This is a genomic window from Paenibacillus germinis (genome assembly GCF_013141785.1).
Classification (GTDB): domain Bacteria; phylum Bacillota; class Bacilli; order Paenibacillales; family NBRC-103111; genus Paenibacillus_E; species Paenibacillus_E phytorum.
This window is the reverse complement of the sequence record NZ_WHOC01000168.1, coordinates 39,396-64,756: the sequence shown is the minus strand read 5'-3', so window position 1 is coordinate 64,756 and position 25,361 is coordinate 39,396. Positions and strand designations below refer to the sequence as shown.

Here is a 25,361-nt window from a genome sequence, read left to right as displayed (position 1 = left end):
TATGATGCGTCGTAGCGTGCCTAACCTGAACTCCGGTCCAAGCCCGGTCCCGAACCCCAGACTCTTAAGCCTCGACCCACTCGCGGCGCAGCGAGAACAAATCGCGAAGCTCGTCGGTCGACAGCTCGGTGATCCAGTTCTCGCCGGAGCCGACGATTTGCTGGCTGAGGCCCAGCTTGCGCTCGATCATCTCATCGATGCGCTCCTCAAGCGTACCCAGCGTCACGAACTTGTGCACCTGCACATGTCGCGTCTGGCCGATACGGAAGGCGCGGTCCGTCGCTTGATTCTCGACGGCGGGGTTCCACCAGCGATCGTAGTGGAACACATGATTCGCTGCCGTCAGGTTGAGCCCGATGCCGCCGGCTTTCAGCGAAAGAATGAACACATTCCGCTGCTCGTCGACCGGCTGGCTGACGTCTTGGAAGTGCGCGATCATCTCATCGCGCCCGTTCTTCGGTGTTCCGCCGTGCAGGAACAGCACTTTTTCGCCAAGCTCTTGCTGCAGCACATGCTGGAGCAAGTTGCCCGTCTCCACAAACTGCGTAAAAATCAAGCATTTGTCGCCCTCTTGGCGCAGCTCCTGCACCATCTCGAGCAGGCGCTCCAGCTTGTTGGAGCGTCCGCTCCATGGCGCGTGGATGCCCTCTTTGAGCAGCAAAGCAGGGTGATTACACACCTGCTTCAACTTCGTCAGAGCGGCGAGAATGAGACCTCGTCGCTCCATGGCGGAGAGCTTATCCAGACGATCGAACATGTCTTGGATGTAGTTCTCATACAGCGAGCCCTGCTCGGCGGTAAGCGAAATGAACGTCTTCGACTCATTCTTCTCCGGCAGATCCAGCTGAATCGCGGGATCTTTCTTCTCGCGGCGCAGCAGGAAAGGGCGGATTAGCTTCTGTACCTTGCCGATCGTCTCACTATCGCGCGTCTTCTCGATCGCATTCACATAGCGGTGCGTGAATTCGCGAACCGTGCCCAGATAGCCCGGGTTCGCAAAATCAAAGATCGACCAGAGCTCTGTGAGCCGATTCTCGATCGGTGTTCCCGTTAACGCAATGCGATGGTAACCATCAAGTCGGCGAATAGCCGAAGCTTGCTTCGTATAAGCATTTTTTATATTTTGGGCTTCGTCCAAACAGATGGAGTTCCAGGCAATTGAGCCTAGCTCAACTTCATCCAGATGGGAAAGCGTATAGGATGTCAAAACCAAATCGACCTTGCCAACGACCTGTTCATTAAAAGCAGGTCCCTTTAATCGTTGAGGGCCATAGTGAAGATGAACCTTCAGCGACGGCGCAAAACGCTTAAGCTCCATCTGCCAGTTCCCAAGCACGGACGTCGGACATACCAAAAGGGAAGGTGTGTCAGGCTTCTCGTTCTCTTTCACCGTGAGTAAATACGTAATCCACTGGATCGTCTTCCCGAGACCCATGTCATCGGCCAAACAGCCGCCTAGGCCGAAACGGCGCAGGAACAACAGCCATGAGATACCGTCCACTTGATAGTGGCGCAGCGACCCTTGAAAGCTAGGCGGTGGCTGTATCGTCGGAATCGACGCTACTTGCGTAAGCTGATCGACCATGTGGCGCAGCTGTTCGTTCAGCTCTACCTCCATCTCGATGTAGCGCATCGCTTCGGGGTCATCCTCAGCCGGCAGCAGCCCGCCGGCATCGCCTGCGAAGTGCAGTTCAAGCACATCGCGGAAGGAGAGGCCCTGCTTCTTCTGCACCTGCTTCATTATCTGCTCGACCTGTGCCATGAACAGCGGGTCGAGCTGAATCCAGTTGCCGCGAATCTGGATCAGCTTGCGCTTCTCCTCCAGAAGCTGCCGAAATTCCTCTTCCGTCAGCTCCAAATCCCCTACAGCCAGCTTCCAGTCGAACTGCATAAGCTGGGTCAGCCCGAACATCGTCTCCCGTCCAGAACCGACGGAAGACTTGATCTTCGCGCGCAGCTTCGGCTTCATCTTGCGGATGCGCTCCCACCAGGCCGGCAGGAACACGCTCGTTCCGGCCTCAACCAGACGCACGCTTCCCTCTGCGAGGAAGCGCCAAGCCTCTTCCTCCGTCAACGTCTGACGGAGCCCGGCACCCTCACCCGCATCCAGCCACGGCAGGATGCGTACCCACTTGGCCGCGTCACGTTCTACGCGGCTGAGCTCCGGCAGCCACGCCTCCGGCAGCGGCTGCTCACCCACGACCGGCTCGCCGCTGGGCGTCACCGTGCGCAGCACCTCCGGCGCAAGCCGGTCCTGCAGTAGCACGCGCAGCTGCCAGCCGGTGCTGTGCGCCAGGTCCGGCTCCACGAGCTGCAGACAGGTACGCATCGGCGACCGGTCTTGGCGCCAACCAATGGCGACGAGCCAATCCTCCTCGTCGAGCCATAGATCAGCGCCGATCTCTCCGCGGCGCATCAAAGGATGCGCGGCTTCGAGCTTGCGCAGATTGTCTTTCATGAGGCCGTCGGCGTCCACCCACTCGGGAATCAGCGCATGAATCCAGCGCGATACGGCTGGTGATTCTAGGGTCTGCAGTTCCTCAGGCAGCTGGAGCTTCCAGCCGATCTCGCCGGCTTTCCACTTTTCATAGTCCGGCATGAAACTACCGGAAGCCAACGCCTCTCGAACAGCCGGAGCGAGACGCATCAAATCCGCACAGTCCTTATGCCAGCTAAGCTGTAGATGCTGCACAGGCTGCGGATCGCTGAAATAATCGAGCGCATCGAGCGGTTGCAGCTCGATGCCTTCCCGATTTTGCCACTCGCTGGGCTCCATGAACGTGCCGAAAAAAGAGGCGCGATGCCAGGCAAACAGCATATTTTTCAAATCAAGAGCATCCCAAATGCCGCCGTTCTCGCGGGTACCCCATAGAAACAAAGAACCATTAGGTATGGAGCTAACGTGAACTGTCAGCGCGCTGGTTTCGATCATCGAATCCATTTTCCTTTCTTGAGCTCTTCTTGGAAAGCACGCAAGCGTGAGAACTTATCCGCTAATCGATATACGTAGTGCTCCCAGCGGTCGTCCTGGCCTAATTGTTTATATATGCCGTGCAGTTTCTTTAGCAGTCGAACAGCCGTCTTATAGGAAGCTCTATTTTTCTCCAGAACAGCCCGTTCGGCCGCTTGGTGATAGAGGGGGAGGAGTAAAGCCGAATCATGCTCTTCAATCGCTTTAAGCTCCATGCCATATAAGCTCAGCGGTGATATACGGTTAGCTAATTGCAAGTCTACCCACTGCCGATACCGTTTCGTTTGCAATAAATATGCTGTGTAATAATAATAGGAACGAGGCAGCAGGGACTCCATCACCTGTACCCATTCACTATCGGATTCTAGATGCTTGGTCGTATCAAGCCAGTATTGGCAAAAGGTCCGGAAATCATCGTGATTTGCATTCGCAATCGACGTGAACAGCCAGCGAAGCCAAACAAGCATGTTGTTCCACTGCTTATCGTTGTAATAATAATTCAGGTAAAGGAAGTAATCCTTCGCATTGGGATGAGTGAGCTGCCCAAGACGTTCGAAAGCCCGATCCGTGTCCCCCTGCATAATATCAAAATGCGCTCTTGCCGCCAGAAGTGTATCCTTCTTCCGAGCTAAGAGGTCCTTCTTCGTGAGAAGGGCGTCGAGACGCTGAATTTCCTCTTTCTGTGCCGCAGAATGATTCGTCAGTTTCCACCAAATGAAGCGATACACAAACAGCCAATCAATCGGACTATCCTTGCCCTGCAGGGCGAACTCTCCGAGCATTTTCATGGTGGATAGCCAGTGTTTGGGTTCCGCCTCGAAAGAGGTATTCACATTTGTGCGTTCCACGAATTCAACCAGCTTATCCTCACAATTTTTTGCGGCAATTTTACAGCCGTTCTCGTGATAATAAGAGAGGTAGGAGCTTTTTGTATCTTGATAAAATTGTTCGATCTTCCGCATCATGAACAGCACGATATGGAACATGTAAAGCTCGCGGGTTGAACTTCTCCAATCCGCCGCATAGCCGGGCAAGGACTCCAGTGCTGAGTCGTAGAAAGTTTCAATCGAGTGCTGATGAGAAATGGAGAATCCATGGAATTTCCCTTCAAAAAAGCGATGCCAATCTACGGGCATAGCCTCTTCAAGAGGTACGTTGGCCTGTGCAGCCGCAGCAGCTTTGCGTTCCTGTATCAAAGTTGCCCCGCGTGCGGGCTTTTTCCGTGTGTGTATTTGTTGTTTTAACTGTTGAAGCAGCAGTTCCGGACGTCCATAAGGTGCATACAAGCTGAAGAAAGTGGCACCGATATGTTTGCAAAAGCCTTCATAGGAGCAGCTGCACTCACTAGCGGCGAAATTTTCTAAATTAAGCATGGTGCTCAGTATTTTTTTGCCTGCGACGGTCGCCTGAACGTTCATGCCTTTCAGATCGACTTCGGTCACACGACCTTTATGGTAATACTCCCAGCCCTGCTCCAGAACGACGGCGTCGAAATGAAGCGGGATTTGCTTGATTAGGTAGTTCATTCGATTTTTGGGAATCTGCAGTTTCAGCATGTGTGCTTTCCTACCCTCCGAGCGGTACATTCCTTCTTCCATAGTAACAGATTTTTCCCGAAATTGCCCATTTCCACAGTTTATGCCAAAGGGGTTTTTTTTACACATCAGAAAATAAGTTCTCATCGAGTTAATAGGTGTTAACCCTGCATTCCTGCCTATAATATGATAAAGTGAAGCTATACGAAATGCTTTTGAAGGGAGACTGCGCAGGTGGGTATTAAATTTGGCAGAGAATATAAGGATATCGTCACTGATTTCGTGCGTGGCATTGAGATGGTTGATGGGTTTTATGAACTGTTGGAAATGAATGCGGACGACTGGCAGGAGCTTGAAAAGGACGAACAAGAAGAATGCCTGCGAACGCTGGCTGACGATATTTTTTACGGATTAGGAAACGCACCTGTGATGCACGTAGGAGCGGGATCCGTCCGCCATGATCCGAATAATCACGTGCTGAAGGTTCATGACGGGGAGAAGTTGGTTTCCGTCATCTATTTGGTATAAATAAGGCAGAAGTGTGATATAGAAAGGTGTATGGAAGCTATGCTGGATGGAGCAAGGAAGGTTTTACAACAAGTTTATGGATACCCGGAATTTCGCGAGGGTCAGAAGAATATCATTACGAATCTGCTTGAAGGTCGAGATACGTTAGGCATTATGCCGACGGGCGGAGGTAAATCGATCTGTTATCAAGTTCCAGCCATGCTCATGGAGGGTGTGACGCTGGTTATTTCCCCGCTAATCTCCTTGATGAAGGATCAAGTGGATGCGTTAAGTGTGCTAGGTGTTCCGGCAACTTTCATTAACAGTACGCTGGAGGCAAAAGAAGTAGAACAGCGGATGCAAGGCGCCATGCAGGGCAAATATAAACTGCTGTATATCGCGCCAGAGCGGCTGGAGTCGGAACGATTTCGTGCTCGAATGTCTGCGCTGAATCTTCCGCTTGTAGCTATTGATGAAGCGCACTGCGTGTCGCAATGGGGGCATGATTTTCGCCCGAGCTATGTGTCGATTGCTCCATTCATTCGTGAGCTGCCTAATCGCCCGATTGTAGCAGCCTTCACAGCTACGGCCACTGCCGAGGTAACAGCCGATATTGCGAGACTGCTTGATTTGGATCAAGCGGGCATATTCGTCAATGGTTTTTCACGGGATAATCTGGAATTGACGATTCTGCGAGGTGAGAATAAGCGGGATTACATTCAGAATTATGTGAAAGAGCATACGCATCAGCCTGGTATTATTTATGCCGCTACGCGTAAGGATGTTGAAGAACTATATGAAACCTTACGAAAAAAAGGCTTCGCCGCAGGGAAGTACCACGCAGGTCTAACCGATGAAGAACGCTCCTACATGCAGGAGGCGTTTCTATACGATGATATTCGCGTGATGATCGCGACGAACGCTTTTGGGATGGGCATCGATAAGTCCAACGTCCGTTATGTCATTCACTACAATATGCCGAAAAATATGGAGGCTTACTATCAAGAGGCCGGACGTGCGGGTCGAGATGGAGAGCCGAGTGAGTGCATTCTGCTGTTTAGCGCGCAGGATATTATGACGCAGAAGTTTTTGATCGAGCAGAATCAGCTCTCGCCGGAGCGTAAAGCGAACGAGTACAAGAAGCTGCAGACCATGATCGACTTTTGCTATTCGCCACGATGCTTGCGCAACGTCATTCTGCACTATTTTGATGAAACCAATATTAAAGATACTTGCGGCAATTGCAGCTCGTGCAAAGATGATCGCGATACGGTGGATATCACCGTCGAAGCGCAGAAGATTTTCTCCTGCATTCGAAGGATGGGAGAACGTTTCGGCATCTCGATGGTCGCCTCCGTGCTCAAAGGATCGAAGGCAAAGAAGATTGTCGACTATCGCTTCGATCGTCTGCCTACCCATGGCATAATGCGAGATCTGCCGGAGAAGGAGATTTCTGATCTGATCAACGTGCTGACTTCAGAAGGGTATTTGCAGCTATCGGATGGTCAATATCCGGTTGTGAAGCTGATGCAGCCCGCAGCAGAAGTGCTTCAAGGAAAACTGCAGGTGAACCAAAAGGTTCGCAAGCAGCAGGTTAAGGCTGCCGCAATTGATAACACCTTGTTCGAGCAGCTTCGCCTACTTCGTCGGGAAATAGCCGCACGTGAGAAGGTGCCGCCATATATTATTTTCTCGGATAGCACGCTGCGTGAAATGAGTGAGATTTGTCCGACATCGGAATCTGCCATGCTGCGTATCAAAGGTGTCGGCGAAGTGAAATACCGAAACTACGGGAAGCCGTTCCTGGACCTCCTTCGCACGTATGCAGGAGAGGGCGAATTGGGTGCGGTCGCCTATGATTTTGATTAAAATCAGAGGAGTGGTGATAGGTGAAGCTTGGGAACACTGACATTGATCAGAAGCTTGCGGAGGTGACTGGCTGGACAACAGACGATCACAAATGGATTGTGCGTAAATATCGATTTACGGCATTTATGCAGGGCATAAACTTCGTGAATGAAGTCGCCAGGATAGCAGAAGACGTTAACCATCACCCCATGATCGCGATCGATTATAAGATGGTCACGCTGCGACTTACGTCCTGGCATGCAGGAGGCTTAACCAATTTGGATTTCGAATCCGCAGCTAAATTTGATCAGGCTTTTGCTGACATTACTACTGGCAGTGAATTACCTGATTAAGCTCGGTCCGTTATATACCATGCAGTGAAAGGCAGCCATCCCCGTGGGAGTCCACCTTTCATACGTGTCTGTAATCGCAAAGCCGGCTCTCTCGTACGTCTGGATCGCACGTTCGTTCCAGATGAGAACTTCTAGATCAATCTCCTGCAGGGGCGCCCGGTGCTGGGCTTCTTGAACGAGAAGTTGGACGAATTGGGTACCTATTCCGCTCGCTTTCCCGCAAACATCCGGTCGAAGTCCTAGTCCTAAACGTGTCACCCCAACAATAGGGAAGAATTGAACGAACCCAGACAATATTCCGTTTTCATCCAACACGGCTCGATACTGCTCAGCTCGAATTTGTGGGTCAGCGAATTCAGCTTGTTCATGAAGCATAGTCTTCCAAGGAGACCAATTGTATAAATCGTATGGAGGCGAATACTTCCAAGTGCAAAGTTCACGGCAATTCGCTTCCGTTAGGGGAACGACGCGCCACGGTAAGTTTGCATGTATCTTTTTGTTCGTAGTTATCATCCTTTCATCTATTGGTTGGAGGTTCAAATGGATTGGTATAGTCATATTCCAATTGGCACAATAACTCTATTTTCTATGCTCGTGTTGGGACTAACCCTATTCAGAATCTCGTTGAAAACAAAATGGCCGATTGTGCTGCTTGTTTCCTTCGTGATTGCGTGTGTATCTAGATTATTTTTATCCCAGAAGTGGGCGGAGAGCTTGCAACCTATGCTCATTATTGTAACGGAAGCGATCTTTATTCACTACATATTTCGCCTGCGCAAACTGCATGCGCTCATGGTAGCGTTTCTCGGCTCTCTTGGCTATACGATTTATTTGGCCATTGTTCTATTTATCATGCCGCTCATTACGCATATTTCTCTGGTTACTTATTTTGAGGGGCTTGATTCCTCTTATCGTGCTTTGAAAATGGTTGCCGCATCGCTTTCGTACCTCACAGCTTTGGTACTGGTTAAGAAACGCTTAGGTTTTACCGTTCGAATCGAGTTAAGCTCGAAAAGTGCTTGGCTTCCACAGAAAAATGTCCTGCTGCATGTGTTTCTCTTGGCATTTGTACTGTTCTCATTGACTTATTATGGGGTTACGTTGAAAATAACCTTCATATTCTATTTCACAGCAGGCTTAAGCCTACTACTAGGATGGATCATTTATCTCCTGTATCGGAAGGAAATGGAAGACATTTAACCGAGATTACCTTTCATCATAAAGGCAAGATTTGGGGTACAATGATTATATAGACTTAATAGGAATAGGAGGTCACCCTAAATGACCCAAGTTACGATTCGTGAAGCGGTAATGCAAGATATTCCGCAGTTGAAAACGTTGATGCTCGCTTATATTGTGGACTTCTACCAGTATCGACAACCCGAGGATGAGAAATTGAACGGATTGATTCACCAGCTGCTTGAGCAGAAGGAAGGTATTCAATTCGTAGCGGAGACGGAAGAGGGGACGCTGGTTGGCTTTGCGACCTTATATTTTACCTTCAGTACTTTGCGTGCTTCCAAAATAGCGATTATGAACGACCTATTCGTCATCGAGGCTGAGCGTGGTCAGGGTGCGGCAGCGAAACTATTTGCTGCTTGCAAAGGATATGCCGCGAGAAATGGATATGCCAATTTAACATGGACAACAGCCAAAGATAACTTCCGCGCCCAAGCATTTTACGATAAAATGGGTGGAGATCGCAGTGATTGGCAGACGTACTCCGTTAATCCAACGAGTGGAATTGGCGATTAATCGAATGACGAAAGATGGTGGCATGAAACTGTGGAAAATATCGTAAGTCAGACTTGGCTGCTAGGACAGCTTGGCGATGCGAACATCGTGATTGCGGATTGCCGCTTTGCGCTAGGACAACCAGAATCAGGCAGACAGAATTATGAGAAAGACCATATAACAGGCGCTGTGTATGTAGACTTGGAGAAAGACTTATCCGGTGCCAAAATGGCGCACGGAGGCCGGCATCCGCTCCCTGATCTAGGAGCCTTCTCTATCCTCGTGGGCAACCTCGGGATCGATGGTACGAAGACCGTCGTGGCTTACGACGATCAAGGCGGAGCCATGGCTTCGCGACTATGGTGGATGCTGAAATTCCTCGGTCACTCCGAGGTATACGTATTAGACCAAGGGTATACAGCATGGAAAGCTGCTGGCTACCCGGTTACCGATGAAGTGTCCACGGTGTTCCCGCGGACCTTCTCACCGAAGGTGCATCGCGCCATGCTTGCGAGCATGGACGAGGTCAAGGACAAGCTCGGCCGTCCAGGCACCGTGCTCGTTGACTCGCGCGAGGAGCGTCGCTACCTCGGCTTGGAAGAGCCGATCGATGCGGTGGCTGGCCACATCCCGAGCGCGCGCAACTTCTTCTGGAAAGGCGTTCTCGGTGAGAACGGCGCCTGGTTGTCAGCTGCGGAGCAGGAGCAGCACTTTGCCGCGCTGCGCGATGCCGATGAAATCATCGTCTATTGCGGCTCCGGCGTGACGGCGTGCCCGAACGTGCTGGGCCTTAGCGAAGCGGGCTTCGATAACGTGAAGCTCTATAGCGGGAGCTGGAGCGATTGGATCTCGTATGAGGACAATCCGATTGCGAAGGGCGAAGAGTAAGAATTGGGAAGCCGCGTCGCACGCGGGTTTGAGGGCTGTGACAGGTTGCCGAGAGGTGGGCTGTTGCGGCCCTCTTTTGGTTTGTAGAGTAATATACATGATCAGAGAATGATCATGTATCCGCTTCTACGTTGGAGAGTGCGTATGAAGATAACCGTGGAGTCAATGCCAGATGACGATGATATTACTTCTTGACGAACAGCCTATTCACATTCTAATATTCAATTAATGAATTGAATATGAAAGGACGAACGATCATGGAATTTGTACCCGAGGCAACCACTTCCGCAAAAGAATTTAAAAATGAACTGTTTCAGCAGTTAGCCCGGGTGGGGAAGTGCCTATCCAGCGACAAGCGGCTTGAAATCTTGAGTTTGCTTGCTCAGGGGCCTAAGTCGGTAGAGAAGCTGGCCCAAGTCACGGAGATGAGTGTGGCTAACGTATCTCGCCATCTGCAGGTTTTGCTCGATGCCAGACTAGTGAAGTTTAGCAAGAAAGGTACATATGTCATCTATTCGTTGGCTGACCCTTCCATTGGCGCGTTTTTGTTTGCTTTGTGGCAGATAGGCGAGAGTCAGCTTGCGGAGGTTGCGCGGATTAGACAGGAATTTTTACACCACTATGAGGATGTGAGGACGCTTTCTTTGGAGGAAGCGAAGGCGAAGATAGAGGCCGGAGAGATCATCCTGCTCGATGTACGATCGAGGGACGAATATGAGGCTGGTCATCTCGCGGGGGCCATTTCCGTACCGATGGAGGAGTTGGAACCGTATCTTCACAATCTGTCTAGGCCCGTTGAAGTTGTGGTGTATTGCAGAGGCCCCTACTGCATCAGTTCGACACAGGCCGTTGCCAAGTTGCAGCGGGAGGGGATCACGGCATACAAGCTGGAGGGGGGAGAGCATGAATGGCTGAAGGAAGCGAATTGATTAAAGAATACATTCATTCTCCTGAGAGACAGCAGCAGCTCTATCGGAGATCACTAACGATCGTGATCATCGCCCAACTATTCGGCGGAGCGGGACTCGCGGCAGGCGTCACGGTCGGAGCGCTGCTTGCTCAGGATATGCTCGGGACGGATAGCTTAGCTGGGGTTCCTTCGGCGCTGTTGACGCTAGGCGCGGCCTCGTCGGCATTGCTTGTCGGAAGACTTTCACAACGTTTCGGCCGTCGAGTAGGCCTAACCGCTGGCTTTCTTGCAGGGGGGATCGGCGCGATCGGAGTCGTATTTGCAGCCATCGCTAATAATCTTCCGCTTTTGTTCGCTTCGATGCTGATCTATGGCGCCGGCACGTCGACCAACCTGCAGGCGCGTTATGCGGGAACCGACTTAGCTCAGCCTAAGCAGCGTGCGAGAGCCGTCAGCTTAGCCATGGTATTCACGACGTTTGGCGCAGTTGCGGGGCCGAATCTGGTGGGGGTCATGGGACGATTCGCGACATCTGTCGGCGCTCCTGCTCTTTCGGGCCCGTTTATGCTAGGCGCGGTCGCTTTTATTCTCGCGGGACTGGTGTTGTGGGCGTTGCTTCGTCCAGATCCGTATCTCGTAGCTAAAGCCATCGCCGAAGCGCAAGAAGCGAATTCATCCAAAGCGATGGTTGATGCGAATCTCATGGCGCCAGCTGTCCGTAACCGGGGAATCATCATCGGGACGACCGTGATGGTCTTGACGCAGGTCGTGATGGTCGCCATCATGACGATGACGCCGATACATATGAAGCATCACGGACATGGGTTGAGCGCGGTGGGCATGGTGATCGGCATTCATGTCGCGGCGATGTTTCTACCTTCCTTGATAACGGGAGTTCTCGTGGACAAGGTCGGGCGTACGTTCATGTCCTGTGCAGCGGGTTTCACGCTGCTGCTCGCGGGATTGCTTGCCGCATGGGCGCCGGCCGATTCGATGGTCTGGCTCATCGTCGCTCTGGCACTGCTTGGACTCGGCTGGAACTTCGGCCTGATCAGCGGCACCGCGCAGATCATCGATGCGACATCCCCAGCCACACGTGCCAAGACACAAGGAACCGTGGATGTCCTGGTATCATTGGCGGGGGCATCGGGGGGAGCGTTGTCGGGCATGGTCGTCGCCAATTCCAGCTTTGCCGTCCTCTCTCTGGCGGGCGGGTTCCTGTCTCTGCTGTTGATCCCGGTTATGATCTGGTTGCGCAGGGATCGGTCGATAGATCAAAACGAGAAGAGATTAGCACAGTGATCTAGTGTTATAATCACGCTAGACTGACGGAATTAGAAGGGTGATTAGTATGAGTGTAATTCGTTTGGAGAACGTCACAAAGAAATATGAAGATTCACTGATCTTTCGCGATATCTATTTTCGCGTGACCCAAGGAGAGCGTATCGGCCTAATCGGGCGGAACGGTGCCGGTAAGTCGACGGTTTTTAAGCTGATTATGGGTAAAGAAGAGCCAACGTCCGGAAAAGTGGAAATAGATCCGCAAGTTAAAGTAGGGTACTTCTCCCAATTCTCGGAAATGCGAGGAAGCCTGTCCCTTCAGCAAGAGCTGGAAATGTGCTTCGAGCAGGTTGTACTTATCGAACGGGAGCTGCAGGAAGTTGGAGAAAAGCTGGGATTGGTCACCGAAGACAGTGAAATGGATCGGCTGTTGACGAGGCAGGCGGAGCTATTCGAACAAATGGAGCATTTGGACGGCTGGAACGTATCTGTCGAGATTAACACTGTTCTTACGAAGCTGGGATTCAATGAGAGGTCGCGCAATCAGCCTATCGATGAGTTGTCCGGAGGTTGGAGAAACCGTGCTGCGCTCGCCAAGATGCTAATCGAGCTGCCTGATGTTGTCTTGCTCGACGAACCGACGAATTACTTGGATATGGAAGGTATAGCGTGGTTGGAGCAATGGTTGTATCGGTTCAAAGGTGCTATGATTCTGGTGTCACATGACAGGCAATTTATTGACAAAGTAGTCACGCGAACGATCGAGATCGAGAACTATCATTTTCAGGAATATGAAGGGAATTACACCGACTATATCCGCAAAAAGAAGATGCGCAAGAAGGAATTGGACCGCCAGTTCGAGTGGGAGGAAGAGCTTCTTCTCATGGAGTCAGAAGCCATTGATAGCCGTGCAAGCAAGAAATCTTCAAAAGACCGTCTGTCCCGCCAATTGGCGGATAACAAAAAGCGGATAGAGCCGCACCCCGTAAATGTTCTAATCACTGATATTTATGAGAAACTGCGCTTTCCGGACAAGCTATGCGAAGTCAAGAAAATCGGGCAGACCTACGATGATCGGCTGATCTTTCAGAACGTCAGCTTCGACATTCAGAAGGAAGACCGCTTAGTCATCGTTGGTCCAAACGGAAGCGGGAAGTCCACGCTCATTAAGGTGCTTACGGGTCAGGAGAAGCCTGAATCCGGCGAGGTGATCTGGGAGAAGGGCGTCAGCTACGCTTACTTCAACCGGATGTGGGAGGAGCTCAATCCTAAGGATACCGTTAGCCACGCAGTGAATACGTACGGTTTGGGATTGGATGCCCCCCGGAAAAAGGTGAACAAATTTCTAGCCATGCTGCAATTTTCGGAGATGGATCTAAGCAAGTTCATCGGGAACCTATCCGGCGGACAGAAGGCCAGGGTCGCGCTAGCGAAATGCCTTCTCTCCGGTGCCGCGGTCATTATATTGGATGAGCCAACCAACCATCTGGATTTAACTAGCATTCAGGTTATGGAGCAGGCGTTGATCCATTTCCCTGGTGCCGTAATTACGGTAAGCCATGATCGGTTCTTTATTGACAAAATCGGGACGAAAATGCTGGTTTTCGACCCGATATTAGGAGTAAGCGAGCAGAATCTATAGGAAAGACGTTTCTCATTTGGAAGGTGAGAAGTAAAAGATGAAAGACCGCGTCGGACGCGGGGTTGAGGGCTGTAACAGGTTGCGATGAGTGCCTGTTGCGGCCCTCTTGTGCGCTTAGCAGCGCAACCGACTAAGGAGTGAAAGTTTCCAACATACCGAGAGGTGGGAGAAGTGCATAGCCTTGATCTTATATTACACTAGTGTTATATTACATATATGAAATATATAAAAGGAGGTAAATAATGAGTCGTCTTTCCAACGTGGAATTTATGCTGCTGCAGATTATTTCGGAATCCAAACAAGCGTCGGGGTACCAAATCAATAAGTTGATAGAGCTTAGAGGCTACAGGGAATGGGCGAATATAGGTACTACTTCTATATACGCCGGTTTGCAGAAGCTGAAAGACAAACAATTGATCCGATCCGAAGATGCCGGCCATAAGTCCGGCAAAGGACCTTTGCCGTCCACGTATGTCATGATGGAGGCCGGTATAGAAGCATTGAAAGATGAAATCATCATAAGCCTAACTTCTGCGCGGGAACGGGATAACCGTTTCGATCTTGGGCTCGCTGGTCTCCCTTTTATAGGGAAAAATGAAGCCGTGGAAGCGCTGCGGAAACGGCAGAGCTTTCTTGATGAGACATTGAGGAACCTAGGGCAGAAATATGAAGCGCAAGGCGGCTATCAATTGCCGTTGCATGTTAGAGCTCTTTTTCTTCACCCGATGAGTCTCATCGAGAATGAACAGACATTTGTCGCAAATCTGATCAACGAAATAACAGAGGAACTGGAGGGACATGCCCATGATGATTGAAGGTTTTACTCTTTTTCAAGGAGAACACTGCGAGACGACAGCGATGGGTAATCTCCTTCAACATGAAGGTGTTCGTCTATCCGAGCCGATGTTATTCGGTATTGGGCAAGGTTTGGGATTCATTTATTGGGATTCGAAGGGAATGGATTTCCCTTTTATTGGGGGTAGGTCGAAACCTGATGAAGTGTCTGCTTGCATAGCATCTCGGTTCAATTTGAACATCAAAGTGCAAGAGACCTCATCTGTTCCAAAAGCATGGCAGAACGTACAAAACTACATAGATCGGGGAATTCCTGTTGGCCTTAAATTGGATTCGTATTATTTAGATTACTTTACGAACAAAATACACTTTGCAGCCCACTATGCGGTGATATATGGAATGGATGATGAATTCGCCTATATGGCAGACACAAGCCAACAAGGCGGACTCGTTACGACGCGATTATCCAATTTGACTTTGGCAAGAAACGCAAAGGGACCCATGAGCTCCAGAAATCGCTCCTTTACGATAGAGCAAACGAGTGCCCTTCCACCGCTTGTACCGGCCATACGTTCATCTCTTATCAACAATGCTCATGACTATTTGAATCCGCCTATCCGCAATATGGGGAATAAAGGAATAAAAAAAATGAGCGATGAAATCCTGAATTGGCCTTCTAGAAGCAAGGATTTAGAGAAAGATCTGTGTTTGACTGCTTTATTGATGGAAAGAGCGGGTACCGGCGGCGCCTTATTTCGAAACCTTTATAGAGATTTTCTAAAAGAATGCGTTGATATGTTTGGTGATTCTAAATTAGAGCAGGCATACTTTCTGTTTGCGGAAATCGCGCCGATGTGGAGTGGTGTTTCGGCGTCAATTGACAAAGCGGGAAGAACTGGAAATCTACAGGAGCTAAATCTTGCATCCGAGCTTTTGGTCGACATTGCGGAAAGAGAACGAGTAGCCATGGAGTTTTTATTGACAATTTAACTTTATAATTGATTCGCAACTCAGAATGAAAAAAGATGACTCCTAATAAAAGGGATCATCTTTTTCAGGTTTATTCATGCATCCTCAACTACCGTACCATGGTCCTCCCGGTCGTACGTTTCTTTTCACCAATGATAAGCTCTGCGAACAACAAATTGGGTATCCAACAAATCCAGGCGATAACGAAGAAAGTATCGTTCGTATCGGTCAGTCCCAGAAATAACGCAGCCAGCGCGGTATATATCCGTAGGGTGATTGCTGCGCAGCTAAGCGCGTAATTTCGTACCATCCAGCGGCCATGATCAGCCGTATCGCGATCGACGATGATGCTCTTTAGACTGCGGAAGAGAGTGTAAAGCCATAGGACTGACAGCGATCCGAAGCCAAGTTGCGCGAACCAACCGCCATTCGCATAAAAAGCTAAGTACAGACCAGTTAAGCCCCCGATTGTAATCATGGTGGAGTACATATAGCCGATCAAACGGTGAATGTTTGGTGCATGATGGCGAAGCTTCTTGATGAATTGAAGCCAGCCTATAGCAAGTGCTATTCCAGCCGAGATGGCATGCGCCCAGAGGATGTTGTACCACAAATCGGGCAAACTGCCTTTTCCCGTTACGAGCGGCTGCTTATGGAGGTCGTCAGGCGTTCCGTACATGACCAAGGCATAAGCGCCAATTGCCAAAGCCAAAAATGCCAACAATCCAAATGCCCAAGCGCGAATTTTAATTCGTCGTACTCCCATTATTCATCCCTCGCATTCGGTCTTTTTTATCGTTGAGTTGATTCTATCATCAAGGTGACCACTTCCAAAAGCGACCTCAGACGGAGTGATGACCCCACCCAAAGTCGGGGATGGAGCTGCCGTGAAGCCCTTCTATTACTTTACCTTGACAAAATAACTTAACACATGTTAATTTATTTACTAAAGTTAATTATAGTTATAGGAGACAACTCATGGATCGGTCAGCTATTTCTTTAAGGGAATTAAAAAAGGCTAGAACCAAAGTGGCATTGTATGAAGCCAGTTTGTCACTGATCGGAGACAAGATGTTTCGAGACATGATGCTGGATGATATTTGCCGGAAGGCGGAAATATCTCGGGTTACATTCTTTAAGTTTTTTCAAAAAAAGGAAGACTTGCTCGTTTATTTTATGCGTGTTTGGTTAACGGAGCGTATCATTGAGATCGATGCGGAGGGTAAACGCGGGTTCTCGGTTATCCAGTATGTGCTCCATAAAGTGGCGGAAGAGGCCGAGGAAAGAGCGGGATTAATGCCAAGTTTGATATCTTTTCTGGCAGAAATGAACATGCATCCTTGCATGCCGGAACTCAGCGAAGCGGAGGTTCATTTGCTGTTCCCTGGTTATGAAGAAGTTGGCGCGCAGACACCTGACATGTATAAACTGTTTCATCGTTGCATGACCGAGGCGGATACGGATGGAAAGCTAAGAAAAGAATTTACGGTGGAAACAGCGGTAAAGGTGTTGTTTACTGTGTTTTACGGAGCATTTTTGACCGCTCAACTATATGGTTCTAAGGATATTAAGGGCTTTTATAACACCCATCTACAATTGCTTGAAAATAGGTAAAAGGAGCGATGAATGCATGAGTAAAGTAATTCCGGGCAGGTTTACGGCGCAGATGGACGGTTCTTTCGTTGTCTTTATCATTGGGATGAGAGTTAACAAATTATGGGCTCTACATAAGTGGCTGCCTGTGGCCAAGGCCATGAATCCGATGCTCCAGGAATTGTATCGCAACCCTGAATTAGGTTTTGTAGATGCCAGCTTTCATCTCTCTTGGCGAGGCGTGACCCTTATTCAATATTGGAAAACGTTTGAGCAATTAGAGCACTATGCTAGGCATGGTGCAACCCATTTAGAAGCGTGGCGTCATTTTAATAAAACGGTTGGAACGGACGGTGCGGTCGGGATTTACCATGAAACCTATCTGATTCCTGAAGGGAATTACGAATGTGTGTATAACAACATGCCTGTCTTCGGTCTTGCAAAGGCTGGAAGTCACGTCCCCGCAGTCGGAAAACGAGAAACGGCAAGCAGAAGGCTGGGGCGGGATGGAGAGCCTGCTGTTCCAACGCCTTCTAATCCGGCATAAGTGATTGCAGTGTGGTTGAGTGGAGGCCGCGATAATCCCAATAGTTAATTTTTTAAGGACTGTGATAGGCCGCCTTCGGGTAGGCTGTTGCAGTTCTTTTTGTCATGGAGGTAATGATTCCTATGTTGGTTGTTAGGGGATATTCCCCTCTCTAGTAAAATTTTGTAGAATCTTGACCTAATTTGTCATCCGAATATGCTAAAATAATAGAAATGTGTGGAAATAATAGGCAGAGGGGCTTCATTTCATGAAAAGCAAAAGTGGCATATTCGTTATTGGTTGTTTAGGCTTTATCGTGATATTGGTATTAATTGCAATTATTAGTGCAGCTATGATTTGGAGTCATCGAAATACGGCTATTGCTCTTGATGAGCAAATTAAATCGCAGCATGTCGCGAATAAGTCGAATTACGATAATATGTGGAAACGATTTAAAGAAATGGCGCAAGTGACGGATATGCAAGCGGATGATATCAAAAAAGTGTATACCGATCTCATTGCTGGTCGTTACAACGATACACAGGTGCTTTTCAAAGTGGTACAGGAACAAAATCCCCAAATGAGCAAGGATTTGTACACGAAACTTCAAAACGAAATTAGTTCCGCGCGTACAGAGTTTGACCGTAATCAAAAGAAAATTGCTGATATAGTCCGTGAATATAATACGCATATTCGAAAACATATCGTTATGAATGCTATTTTCCATTTTCAAACGATGGATGCAGAAAAATTCATCATTACGTCCGATCGAACGACCGATGCTTATCAAACAGGCAAAGATAATGAAGTGAAGTTGAGGTAGCAGATGGTTTATTGGGCAGCGTTCTTTCTTGTTCTGATTGTCGGATTCGCTATAGAGCTTTTGATGGGCCGAAGGTGGGGACGGTTCGTGGGTGTCACGATTATCGCTGTGTTCCTATTCGGCAGTGTGATCGGCATAGATTACTATTTCCGCACCATGGATAGAGAGGTTTGGTCGGGTACAGTTACCGGGTGGGAACACAAAGAGGAATGGGATGAGTGGATTCCGGGCAAGGAAGAATGCACAACGGATAGCAACGGTCGTAAGAACTGCACCAAGGAGCGCGGACATTGGGAGCACCACGAGGCGAAAAACAAAATTAAAACCTCAGACGATGGTTGGATATCTGTGAGCGAATCACTGGATAGGAAGACTCGCTTTAACGATCGATATCCGAACACAACGACGGAGCTTTCCAAACATTTTCCGCTCGGTACGCCATCGGCCTCTAAGCATACTTACACCAATAAGGTGAAAGGATCCTACAGTCTTTTTAAGCATAGCGAGATTGATCCAAAAGATTACCCAGATCTACCAAGCTATCCGGGATATGTGACGAATTATATCAAGGTTGATCGAATTGTCGGTCATGTTCCGAATCAAGACAATGCATTGGATGTTCTTGCTGCTTGGAATTCAAAGCTGAATAAAGATGTGCCAGATCCAGACCAACCTGGGAAAACGAAATCATGGAAACAGGTTAACCTCATCTTTGTTAACGTTGGTGTAGATAAGCCAAAAGAATACGGCTATGCTCTTCAAGATAATTGGCAAAACGGCAATAAGAACGATTTCATTGTTAGCTTCAGCCCAGCACCGGATGGAACCATGAAGTGGGCTTATGCATTCTCTTGGAGCGAGGTCGATATACTGAAGCTTGAGGTTCAAGATATATGGGGGAGCAGAGCCTAACTAAGGATTTTGTCCCGATTATTGATCATGTCGCTCAAATGGTGGCAGATAAGTTCGAACGAAAGCACTTCGCGGAATTTAATTATTTGCAGTACGAACTAAGCGATATTTCGACCATCATTATTTGGGTTCTCGAGCTGCTCCTGCTTAGCATATATGGCTATAAATCCGTCAGATCTTACATTCGTAGTCGAAATTCACATCATAATACATTTGAGTATTAGTTACATCGTGTACAAGTGGGTTTAGTTCGAGGATACCTGGTTGTGAATCGCGAGGAGAAAAGAACGTGAGCCATTATGGGGCGCGGGTTTGCGGGCTGTGAGAGTTTGCCTTTGGGTAGGCTGCAGCAGCCTTTTTTTATGTTACTAAAGTCTTGAATTTCAAGACTCGTTGAATAGCAAAAGAACCCCATAGAAGGGGTTCGAATAAGGGCTATGGTGAAATCATGCGGCCTGATCATTGCATGTCTAAATCCTCTTTTTCGGGTTAATGGGACGACCCTTCTTTAGCTCTAACTCCTCGTTATGGATCAAACGATCTTGCTTGATGAAGAGGAACGGGATGAAAATACAGCCAATAATTAGGAGTGCTCGTTTCACGTTCCAACGTCTAATGACAAAAGCGTGCACCGCCGTTAAGATGTAAAGCACGAACATCACGCCGTGAAACATGCCGCCGACAAACACGAGTTGAGGCTGGTCCAAAAAGTATTTAAACGGCATGGCTATAAACAGTAGGAAAAGATAAGAAATACCCTCAATATAGCTTGTTAGACGCAAACGCCCTAAGGAAGTGGTAAGTATAATAATCGCTCCAATCTCGTTTTCAACGTTTGAATTAATTTATCAGGTCAAATCGAGCTCCAATATGACAGGACAATGATCGCTACCCAATATATCGCAGTCGATTTTTGCATCAGTGATCTTAGGACCTAGTCTCGTAGAAGCAAGGAAATAGTCGATTCTCCATCCCACATTCCGCGCTCTTACGCCTGGCATATTAGACCACCAAGAGTAGACATCTGTCCGATCAGGGTAGAGATGACGGAACGTATCAATAAATCCCGCATCCAACAATTCCGTCATTTTACCGCGTTCCTGAGGGGTAAAGCCCGAATTATTGAGATTCCCTTTTGCATTCTTGATGTCAATTTCATGATGGGCCACATTCAAATCGCCACAAACGATAACTAGCTTTTGGGCGTCCAATTGCAAGAGGTAGCTTCTAAAGCGATCTTCCCACTCCACTCGGTAATCCAGCCTAGAGAGATCACGTTTCGCATTGGGTGTATAGACGGTCACGAGGTAGAAATTGTCGAACTCCAACGTGAGTATCCGACCCTCAGGCTCTTCGTTCTCCTCCATACCATATCTCACCGAGAGAGGTTGAATTCTTGTAAAAACGGCGGTGCCGGAATACCCTTTTTTAACTGCATAATTCCAATATTGCGTATAGGCTTCGCCCAGTTCTAGGTTAATTTGCCCTTCCTGCAGCTTCGTCTCTTGAAGACAGAATATATCTGCCTCCGTTTGCCCGAAATAATCAACAAACCCTTTATTTACACATGCTCTCAACCCATTAACGTTCCAGGATACAAGTTTCATCTTCATCTTTTCCCCTTGCTGCTTACAGTCATATATAATTCAGTGTACCATAAGTTCATCGGCGTCGGCGATTTATGAAGATCTGAGAAATCTTACTACTCTCAATACTCACTACATACCCATACCCATACCCATACTCATGCCCACCTACTCATTACTCATTACTCACTACTCACTACTCACTACTCATTACTCATTACTCACTACTCACTACTCACTACTCACTACTCACTACTCACTACTCATTACTCATTACTCACTACATACTACATACTACATACTACATACTCATGCCCATTACCCATGCTCGTACTAATGCTCATACTCATACTCTTTCTCTTTCTCATACCCGTACACACTCCTTATATACTCTAGCACACTATCACTTACAACTTTTACTATCTAAAATCAACTCCCACATCCCCTTCCATTCGCACCTCCACTACCACCATTGGATTATATACAACAGAAACTCCGATTCCTATACGAAATCGGCCATTTGATTGGACAAAATCCACTCAAATGCTCAGAAATCGAGGTCTTGAGTCAAATTCAGACGGTTCCATTGGAAATATCCAATGCAGCAGCCCATCCCGCTCTCAATTTTGGGAAACCACTGTATTTAATCCAATAGAATGGACGTGAAGGTGGGAAAGAGGATTCTAATGAAGAATGAGGATGCGTAGGAGGAAGCGGGGAACAAATGTGCAATGAAGACTGGAATGAGGATTGTAATAAAGATGCATATGAAGAAGTGAGAAATCTAGATGTGTAAGAGAAAATGGGGATATAGGTAGGTATGGGAAGCATTGAAATCAGAAAGCAGGGAATGGGCGAGAAGAAGGGCTCATGAGAATGTAAAGAATGAAAGTGGGAGATGAAATGGTATCTGAAATCGGATATGCCAAGTCACTTCTCCCTATATGTGCTCCAACGAACCCTCTTTCAGTTCATAATAACGAATGTCCTTCCCTCTAGCGATAGGAGACAGACATCCCTTCTGTACCAGGGAGCGCAGCCACTTGCGCGCTGTTCGAAAATCAACGTCCAGATGGTCGGTGACATCTTTTGGACGAATCCACCTGTTTAGCCTCCAAGCTAAACGCAGCACTTCTTTTTCCATAACAGCGGCTGAAATTGCGGCTGAATTCGTTGTGACATTTCGGATCATGCAAGGACCGATGACCATTTGCAGGAGCATCCGGCATACCTCGGGACGATTCTGTATATCATCGAAGGAGAAATGCATCATTTTCCAACCCATAGCGGTTAGAAAGGTTTCGCGATTCAGCGAGTAACTAAACTTCTCGCGATCCATATCTTTGACATGACTCTGGAAACCGTCACATTCAATACCAAAACGGCCAAAGGGTGTTATGTAAGCGAAATCGATAAATTGGGACTTGCGATTCCAATCATAGATTTCATACTCCGGATGCAAGTGGTCGAGATGACCAAACAGAGGATACAGACATTCTGGAGAAAAAGCTTTTCTGCGAATAAATGTCCCCGAATGAGGCGCCCCTTTCTTTCTCCGCTTCGGAGAGCGGCGTGACAATCAATGAACGTTTGGTGCATAAGTTCAAAATTCAATAGCGAATACCTCCCCTGAAAAAGTAAAAAAACGCCCTTCGCCAAAAGGCTAAAGGACGTTCTTCGTCTACGATTATTATACCAAATAAGCATAATATAAGAAAATAGCATACCTATCTATCAGCATTATTGATTTATTTTTTCACTCGCATGCATGATATACTGTATTTATCCGATTAAGTTCATAGGTTTAATATTTAAATAGAAGGCGAGGTTTTCTTATGACGAAAATTTATAGCAATTTGACAGAGTTAATCGGTAATACGCCGCTGCTTGAGCTCTGGAATTATAATAATCGGCATGGACTTGATGCCAAGGTTGTCGCGAAGTTGGAGTATTTTAACCCGGCTGGCAGTGTAAAAGATCGTATCGGATTCGCTATGATTAAAGAGGCTGAAAAATCCGGTAAGATCAATAAAGAAACTGTCATTATTGAGCCTACCAGCGGAAACACAGGAATCGCTCTTGCTTTTGCGGCGGCTGCACTAGGGTATCGGTTAATCATTATATTGCCTGATTCTTTTAGTATTGAACGTAGGAAATTATTAAAGGCCCTGGGTGCAGAACTCGTGCTCACGCCATCCTCTGAAGGAATGTTAGGGGCAATTAAAAAAGCAGAGGAATTGGCTGCAAAGATGCCAAACTCATTTATACCTCAGCAATTTAGTAATCCAGCGAATCCGGAGATTCACAGAAACACCACTGCCGAAGAAATATGGAAAGATACAGACGGTAAAGTCGATATTTTCATCGCGGGAGTTGGTACGGGAGGGACGATCACGGGTGTAGGTGAGATACTGAAACAGAGAAATCCATCTGTCCAAGTGATAGCCGTGGAGCCATCCGATTCACCTATTTTGTCAGGTGGCAGTCGTGGCGTTCATCATATTCAGGGTATCGGTGCCGGGTTTGTTCCAGATAATTTCCACAGATCAATTGTAGATGAAATATTTACTGTGACCAATGAAGATGCTGTAACGGCGGCCCGTGAACTGGCCAAAACAGAAGGTCTGCTGGTCGGCATTTCATCCGGCGCGGCAGCTTACGCAGCAAGAGAAATTGCGAAACGACCTGAGAATAAAGGGAAGACCATCGTTGTTATCCTGCCAGATACCGGTGAGCGGTATTTGTCTACGAATCTATTTGATGAGTGATAGGTTAAAACGCAAAAGAAAGACCAGGAATCCGCGGTGGATCTCTGGTCTTTCTCTGCTACACGGCTTATAGGCACTTGCCTTAATGCGTTGCGGTCACGAACGTTTCTTTATCCGTTTCTATCACGAGCTTCTCTTTGCTCATGGCAAAAGCGGCAGCTAAAGCGAGCACTGCAGGGATAAGTCCCCACGCAAAAGTGGCCACGATGGAGGAGGAGAGTCCTTCTGATATTTTCCCAAGCACTTGCTCCGGAATTTGAGTGCGAGTAGCCGGATCAAGCAGAGCGTGCGGATCCTTAAAGTCTAGACCCTGCGGCATTGCGGATTGGCCGCTCCCTGTAAAGGCATCCGATAAATGCCGGGTTAACGAATGGCTTTGAATAATGCCGAAGACGGTGATTCCGATCGTCATGCCGAGTGAGCGAAGGAAATTCAGCGTTGAGTTCGCTGCCCCTCGTTGACTGGCAGGTACGGAATGTATAGCAGCGTTACTTAACACGGAAAATGAAGCGCCAATTCCCAAGCCGACTAATATCATATAGAAAGTGATAATCAAACGCGATGAATCTGGTGTCAACGTAATTAACAGTCCCATACCTGCCACAAGCAGAATGAGGGTGGAGATCAGGATGGCTCGATATGAAAATTTACTAATGAGGAAACCGCCTGCGGTAGCTGTAACGACAGTGCCGAGCATCATAGGCAGAAGTACGAGGCCTGAGTTCGTTGCACTTCCTCCGAGAACACCTTGAATGAAGATCGGAATATAGACAGATGCCGTAATGAAGGCTGCTCCGCTTAACATCGCGATCGCATTGCTTGCCGAATAGAGGCGATCCCGGAACATCCGGAAGGAGATAATCGGTTCCTCTGCTCGTGTCTCCACATAGAGGAAACTAACAGTGAGAAGAGTAAAGCCAGTAAATAAACCAATAATCTGAGCGGAGTTCCACGCGAATTGTTTACCGCCAAGCTCCATGGCGAACATTAGGCAGACGATGGCACTTACAAGCGAGAATGCGCCGGCCCAGTCAATACGCTGTTTAGCATGCTGGCGGGATTCCTTATAGAAGATGGCAATCATCAGGAAGGCAATCAGTCCTAGTGGTAAATTAATGTAGAAAATCCATTCCCATTTGATATAGTCGGTCATATAAGCGCCAAGGAGCGGCCCGAAGATGCTGGACATACCGAAAACTGCTCCAAACAATCCCATTAGCTTGCCTCTACTTTCCGGTTTAACCGCATCGAACATGATCGTAAAAGCGATGGGTACCAAAGCACCGCCGCCAATGCCTTGTATGGCCCGGTATAAGCTTAACTGCACGATCGAGGTGGCTGTTCCACAAAGAGCGGATCCAAGCATAAACACCAGGATACCAAAGATGAAAAAACGTTTGCGCCCATACATATCCGATAGTTTACCGAAAATCGGCATCCCTGCCATTTCAGCGACCATGTAAGCCGAAGTTACCCAAACGAATTTATCGAGTCCTCCGAGGTCTGCGATAATGGAGCCCATAGCTGTCGCGACGATGGTATTGTCCATCGAAGCCATTAGAATAGCTAGCAGTAATCCGGCTATAACAATGCCGGTTTGATTCGTTGATTTCGTCATGTGATCATTTCCCTTCTTCAATCCTTAATTTGTATAATTTGATTATAAACAAACAACCCTGACAAGTGTCTGTCAGGGTTGAAACCATGTGTTGAAAAGAAT

The 25,361-nt window shown here is 48.1% G+C and carries 25 protein-coding genes; 17 read left to right on the top strand and 8 right to left on the bottom strand.

Annotated elements, in window-relative coordinates:
- Positions 1-64: 64 nt before the first annotated feature.
- Both GC102_RS32955 and GC102_RS32950 read right to left on the bottom strand, forming a co-directional pair.
- Positions 65-2,941, bottom strand: coding sequence for a DEAD/DEAH box helicase (locus GC102_RS32955; RefSeq protein ID WP_171693234.1), 2,877 nt, complete (start codon positions 2,939-2,941; stop codon positions 65-67).
- Positions 2,929-4,527: an SWIM zinc finger family protein gene (locus GC102_RS32950; RefSeq protein WP_171693233.1), complete on the bottom strand. Its 1,599-nt coding sequence runs from the start codon at positions 4,525-4,527 to the stop codon at positions 2,929-2,931. Before GC102_RS32950 ends, GC102_RS32955 begins: the two co-directional genes overlap by 13 nt.
- 213 nt (positions 4,528-4,740) lie before the next feature.
- Here GC102_RS32950 and GC102_RS32945 point away from each other — a divergent pair, with 213 nt between their 5' ends.
- From GC102_RS32945 to GC102_RS32935, 3 genes are read left to right on the top strand one after another with little or no spacing between them, the layout of a single operon-like run.
- On the top strand, positions 4,741-5,034 hold the full coding sequence (locus tag GC102_RS32945; protein ID WP_057304499.1) for a hypothetical protein: 294 nt from the start codon (positions 4,741-4,743) through the stop codon (positions 5,032-5,034).
- A gap of 39 nt (positions 5,035-5,073) precedes the next feature.
- Positions 5,074-6,882 carry a DNA helicase RecQ gene (gene recQ, locus GC102_RS32940; RefSeq protein ID WP_171693232.1) on the top strand — a complete coding sequence of 603 codons (1,809 nt, stop codon included), beginning with the start codon at positions 5,074-5,076 and terminating at the stop codon, positions 6,880-6,882.
- Between the two features lie 20 nt (positions 6,883-6,902).
- Positions 6,903-7,214 carry a 4a-hydroxytetrahydrobiopterin dehydratase gene (locus tag GC102_RS32935; protein ID WP_171693231.1) on the top strand — a complete coding sequence of 104 codons (312 nt, stop codon included), beginning with the start codon at positions 6,903-6,905 and terminating at the stop codon, positions 7,212-7,214.
- Here the strand turns inward: GC102_RS32935 and GC102_RS32930 are convergent.
- Entirely contained in the window at positions 7,203-7,727 is a 525-nt protein-coding gene (locus tag GC102_RS32930) for a GNAT family N-acetyltransferase (RefSeq protein ID WP_171693230.1), read from the bottom strand. The two genes, GC102_RS32935 and GC102_RS32930, sit on opposite strands and share 12 nt — an antisense overlap.
- Before the next feature lie 27 nt (positions 7,728-7,754).
- Between GC102_RS32930 and GC102_RS32925 the strand changes: the two genes are divergently transcribed.
- The 8 genes from GC102_RS32925 (at position 7,755) to GC102_RS32890 (ending at position 15,454) form a co-directional block, all read left to right on the top strand.
- The gene (locus tag GC102_RS32925; protein WP_171693229.1) at positions 7,755-8,414 is read left to right on the top strand and encodes a hypothetical protein; all 660 of its coding nucleotides are present in this window, start codon (positions 7,755-7,757) and stop codon (positions 8,412-8,414) included.
- Between the two features lie 81 nt (positions 8,415-8,495).
- Positions 8,496-8,969: a GNAT family N-acetyltransferase gene (locus tag GC102_RS32920; protein WP_171693228.1), complete on the top strand. Its 474-nt coding sequence runs from the start codon at positions 8,496-8,498 to the stop codon at positions 8,967-8,969.
- Between the two features lie 30 nt (positions 8,970-8,999).
- Positions 9,000-9,836 carry a sulfurtransferase gene (locus tag GC102_RS32915; RefSeq protein WP_171693227.1) on the top strand — a complete coding sequence of 279 codons (837 nt, stop codon included), beginning with the start codon at positions 9,000-9,002 and terminating at the stop codon, positions 9,834-9,836.
- A 257-nt stretch (positions 9,837-10,093) separates the two neighbouring features.
- Entirely contained in the window at positions 10,094-10,765 is a 672-nt protein-coding gene (locus GC102_RS32910) for an ArsR/SmtB family transcription factor (protein ID WP_171693226.1), read from the top strand.
- Positions 10,744-12,048, top strand: a complete 1,305-nt coding sequence (locus tag GC102_RS32905; protein WP_171693225.1) for an MFS transporter — start codon at positions 10,744-10,746, stop codon at positions 12,046-12,048. Before GC102_RS32910 ends, GC102_RS32905 begins: the two co-directional genes overlap by 22 nt.
- A gap of 49 nt (positions 12,049-12,097) precedes the next feature.
- The gene (locus tag GC102_RS32900) at positions 12,098-13,669 is read left to right on the top strand and encodes an ABC-F family ATP-binding cassette domain-containing protein (protein WP_171693224.1); all 1,572 of its coding nucleotides are present in this window, start codon (positions 12,098-12,100) and stop codon (positions 13,667-13,669) included.
- 242 nt (positions 13,670-13,911) lie between these two features.
- The gene (locus tag GC102_RS32895; RefSeq protein WP_171693223.1) at positions 13,912-14,484 is read left to right on the top strand and encodes a helix-turn-helix transcriptional regulator; all 573 of its coding nucleotides are present in this window, start codon (positions 13,912-13,914) and stop codon (positions 14,482-14,484) included.
- The gene (locus GC102_RS32890; RefSeq protein ID WP_171693222.1) at positions 14,468-15,454 is read left to right on the top strand and encodes a BtrH N-terminal domain-containing protein; all 987 of its coding nucleotides are present in this window, start codon (positions 14,468-14,470) and stop codon (positions 15,452-15,454) included. The genes GC102_RS32895 and GC102_RS32890 overlap by 17 nt, the downstream gene beginning before the upstream one ends.
- An 88-nt stretch (positions 15,455-15,542) precedes the next feature.
- On the opposite strand, the gene GC102_RS32885 is transcribed toward GC102_RS32890, so the two are convergent.
- A complete protein-coding gene (locus GC102_RS32885; RefSeq protein ID WP_171693221.1) occupies positions 15,543-16,199 on the bottom strand; it encodes a DUF2306 domain-containing protein in 657 nt (218 codons plus the stop codon).
- 212 nt (positions 16,200-16,411) lie between these two features.
- Between GC102_RS32885 and GC102_RS32880 the strand changes: the two genes are divergently transcribed.
- The 5 genes from GC102_RS32880 (at position 16,412) to GC102_RS32860 (ending at position 19,511) form a co-directional block, all read left to right on the top strand.
- Positions 16,412-17,047: a TetR/AcrR family transcriptional regulator gene (locus GC102_RS32880; RefSeq protein WP_171693220.1), complete on the top strand. Its 636-nt coding sequence runs from the start codon at positions 16,412-16,414 to the stop codon at positions 17,045-17,047.
- 16 nt (positions 17,048-17,063) lie between these two features.
- Positions 17,064-17,573: a DUF4188 domain-containing protein gene (locus GC102_RS32875; RefSeq protein WP_171693219.1), complete on the top strand. Its 510-nt coding sequence runs from the start codon at positions 17,064-17,066 to the stop codon at positions 17,571-17,573.
- Between the two features lie 247 nt (positions 17,574-17,820).
- A complete protein-coding gene (locus GC102_RS32870) occupies positions 17,821-18,375 on the top strand; it encodes a hypothetical protein (protein WP_171693218.1) in 555 nt (184 codons plus the stop codon).
- 3 nt (positions 18,376-18,378) lie between these two features.
- A complete protein-coding gene (locus tag GC102_RS32865) occupies positions 18,379-19,287 on the top strand; it encodes a hypothetical protein (protein WP_171693217.1) in 909 nt (302 codons plus the stop codon).
- Positions 19,269-19,511, top strand: coding sequence for a hypothetical protein (locus GC102_RS32860; RefSeq protein WP_171693216.1), 243 nt, complete (start codon positions 19,269-19,271; stop codon positions 19,509-19,511). The genes GC102_RS32865 and GC102_RS32860 overlap by 19 nt, the downstream gene beginning before the upstream one ends.
- Positions 19,512-19,757: 246 nt before the next feature.
- On the opposite strand, the gene GC102_RS40420 is transcribed toward GC102_RS32860, so the two are convergent.
- From GC102_RS40420 to GC102_RS32845, 3 genes are all read right to left on the bottom strand, one after another.
- The gene (locus GC102_RS40420; RefSeq protein ID WP_216628245.1) at positions 19,758-20,069 is read right to left on the bottom strand and encodes a DUF3817 domain-containing protein; all 312 of its coding nucleotides are present in this window, start codon (positions 20,067-20,069) and stop codon (positions 19,758-19,760) included.
- A gap of 66 nt (positions 20,070-20,135) precedes the next feature.
- Positions 20,136-20,894 carry an exodeoxyribonuclease III gene (locus tag GC102_RS32850; protein ID WP_171693215.1) on the bottom strand — a complete coding sequence of 253 codons (759 nt, stop codon included), beginning with the start codon at positions 20,892-20,894 and terminating at the stop codon, positions 20,136-20,138.
- 919 nt (positions 20,895-21,813) lie between these two features.
- Positions 21,814-22,452 (bottom strand): putative endonuclease domain-containing protein, encoded by a 639-nt coding sequence (locus tag GC102_RS32845; RefSeq protein ID WP_312883444.1) that lies wholly within the window; start codon positions 22,450-22,452, stop codon positions 21,814-21,816.
- A 256-nt stretch (positions 22,453-22,708) separates the two neighbouring features.
- Here GC102_RS32845 and cysK point away from each other — a divergent pair, with 256 nt between their 5' ends.
- Positions 22,709-23,641, top strand: a complete 933-nt coding sequence (gene cysK, locus GC102_RS32840; protein ID WP_171693214.1) for a cysteine synthase A — start codon at positions 22,709-22,711, stop codon at positions 23,639-23,641.
- Between the two features lie 82 nt (positions 23,642-23,723).
- Here the strand turns inward: cysK and GC102_RS32835 are convergent, their stop codons facing one another.
- Positions 23,724-25,259 carry an MDR family MFS transporter gene (locus GC102_RS32835; protein WP_171693213.1) on the bottom strand — a complete coding sequence of 512 codons (1,536 nt, stop codon included), beginning with the start codon at positions 25,257-25,259 and terminating at the stop codon, positions 23,724-23,726.
- Positions 25,260-25,361 lie beyond the last annotated feature (102 nt).

Coding starts and splice junctions, on each gene's coding strand:
- GC102_RS32930 (WP_171693230.1), bottom strand. CDS start 7,727: ATGATAACTACGAACAAAAAGATACATGCAAACTTACCGTGGCGCGTC.
- recQ (WP_171693232.1), top strand. CDS start 5,074: ATGCTGGATGGAGCAAGGAAGGTTTTACAACAAGTTTATGGATACCCG.
- GC102_RS32870 (WP_171693218.1), top strand. CDS start 17,821: ATGAAAAGCAAAAGTGGCATATTCGTTATTGGTTGTTTAGGCTTTATC.
- GC102_RS32950 (WP_171693233.1), bottom strand. CDS start 4,527: ATGCTGAAACTGCAGATTCCCAAAAATCGAATGAACTACCTAATCAAG.
- GC102_RS32900 (WP_171693224.1), top strand. CDS start 12,098: ATGAGTGTAATTCGTTTGGAGAACGTCACAAAGAAATATGAAGATTCA.
- GC102_RS32890 (WP_171693222.1), top strand. CDS start 14,468: ATGCCCATGATGATTGAAGGTTTTACTCTTTTTCAAGGAGAACACTGC.
- GC102_RS32895 (WP_171693223.1), top strand. CDS start 13,912: ATGAGTCGTCTTTCCAACGTGGAATTTATGCTGCTGCAGATTATTTCG.
- GC102_RS32955 (WP_171693234.1), bottom strand. CDS start 2,941: ATGGATTCGATGATCGAAACCAGCGCGCTGACAGTTCACGTTAGCTCC.
- GC102_RS32860 (WP_171693216.1), top strand. CDS start 19,269: ATGGGGGAGCAGAGCCTAACTAAGGATTTTGTCCCGATTATTGATCAT.
- GC102_RS32835 (WP_171693213.1), bottom strand. CDS start 25,259: ATGACGAAATCAACGAATCAAACCGGCATTGTTATAGCCGGATTACTG.
- GC102_RS32885 (WP_171693221.1), bottom strand. CDS start 16,199: ATGGGAGTACGACGAATTAAAATTCGCGCTTGGGCATTTGGATTGTTG.
- GC102_RS32875 (WP_171693219.1), top strand. CDS start 17,064: ATGAGTAAAGTAATTCCGGGCAGGTTTACGGCGCAGATGGACGGTTCT.
- cysK (WP_171693214.1), top strand. CDS start 22,709: ATGACGAAAATTTATAGCAATTTGACAGAGTTAATCGGTAATACGCCG.
- GC102_RS32910 (WP_171693226.1), top strand. CDS start 10,094: ATGGAATTTGTACCCGAGGCAACCACTTCCGCAAAAGAATTTAAAAAT.
- GC102_RS32880 (WP_171693220.1), top strand. CDS start 16,412: ATGGATCGGTCAGCTATTTCTTTAAGGGAATTAAAAAAGGCTAGAACC.
- GC102_RS32865 (WP_171693217.1), top strand. CDS start 18,379: ATGGTTTATTGGGCAGCGTTCTTTCTTGTTCTGATTGTCGGATTCGCT.
- GC102_RS32850 (WP_171693215.1), bottom strand. CDS start 20,894: ATGAAACTTGTATCCTGGAACGTTAATGGGTTGAGAGCATGTGTAAAT.
- GC102_RS32920 (WP_171693228.1), top strand. CDS start 8,496: ATGACCCAAGTTACGATTCGTGAAGCGGTAATGCAAGATATTCCGCAG.
- GC102_RS32925 (WP_171693229.1), top strand. CDS start 7,755: ATGGATTGGTATAGTCATATTCCAATTGGCACAATAACTCTATTTTCT.
- GC102_RS32905 (WP_171693225.1), top strand. CDS start 10,744: ATGGCTGAAGGAAGCGAATTGATTAAAGAATACATTCATTCTCCTGAG.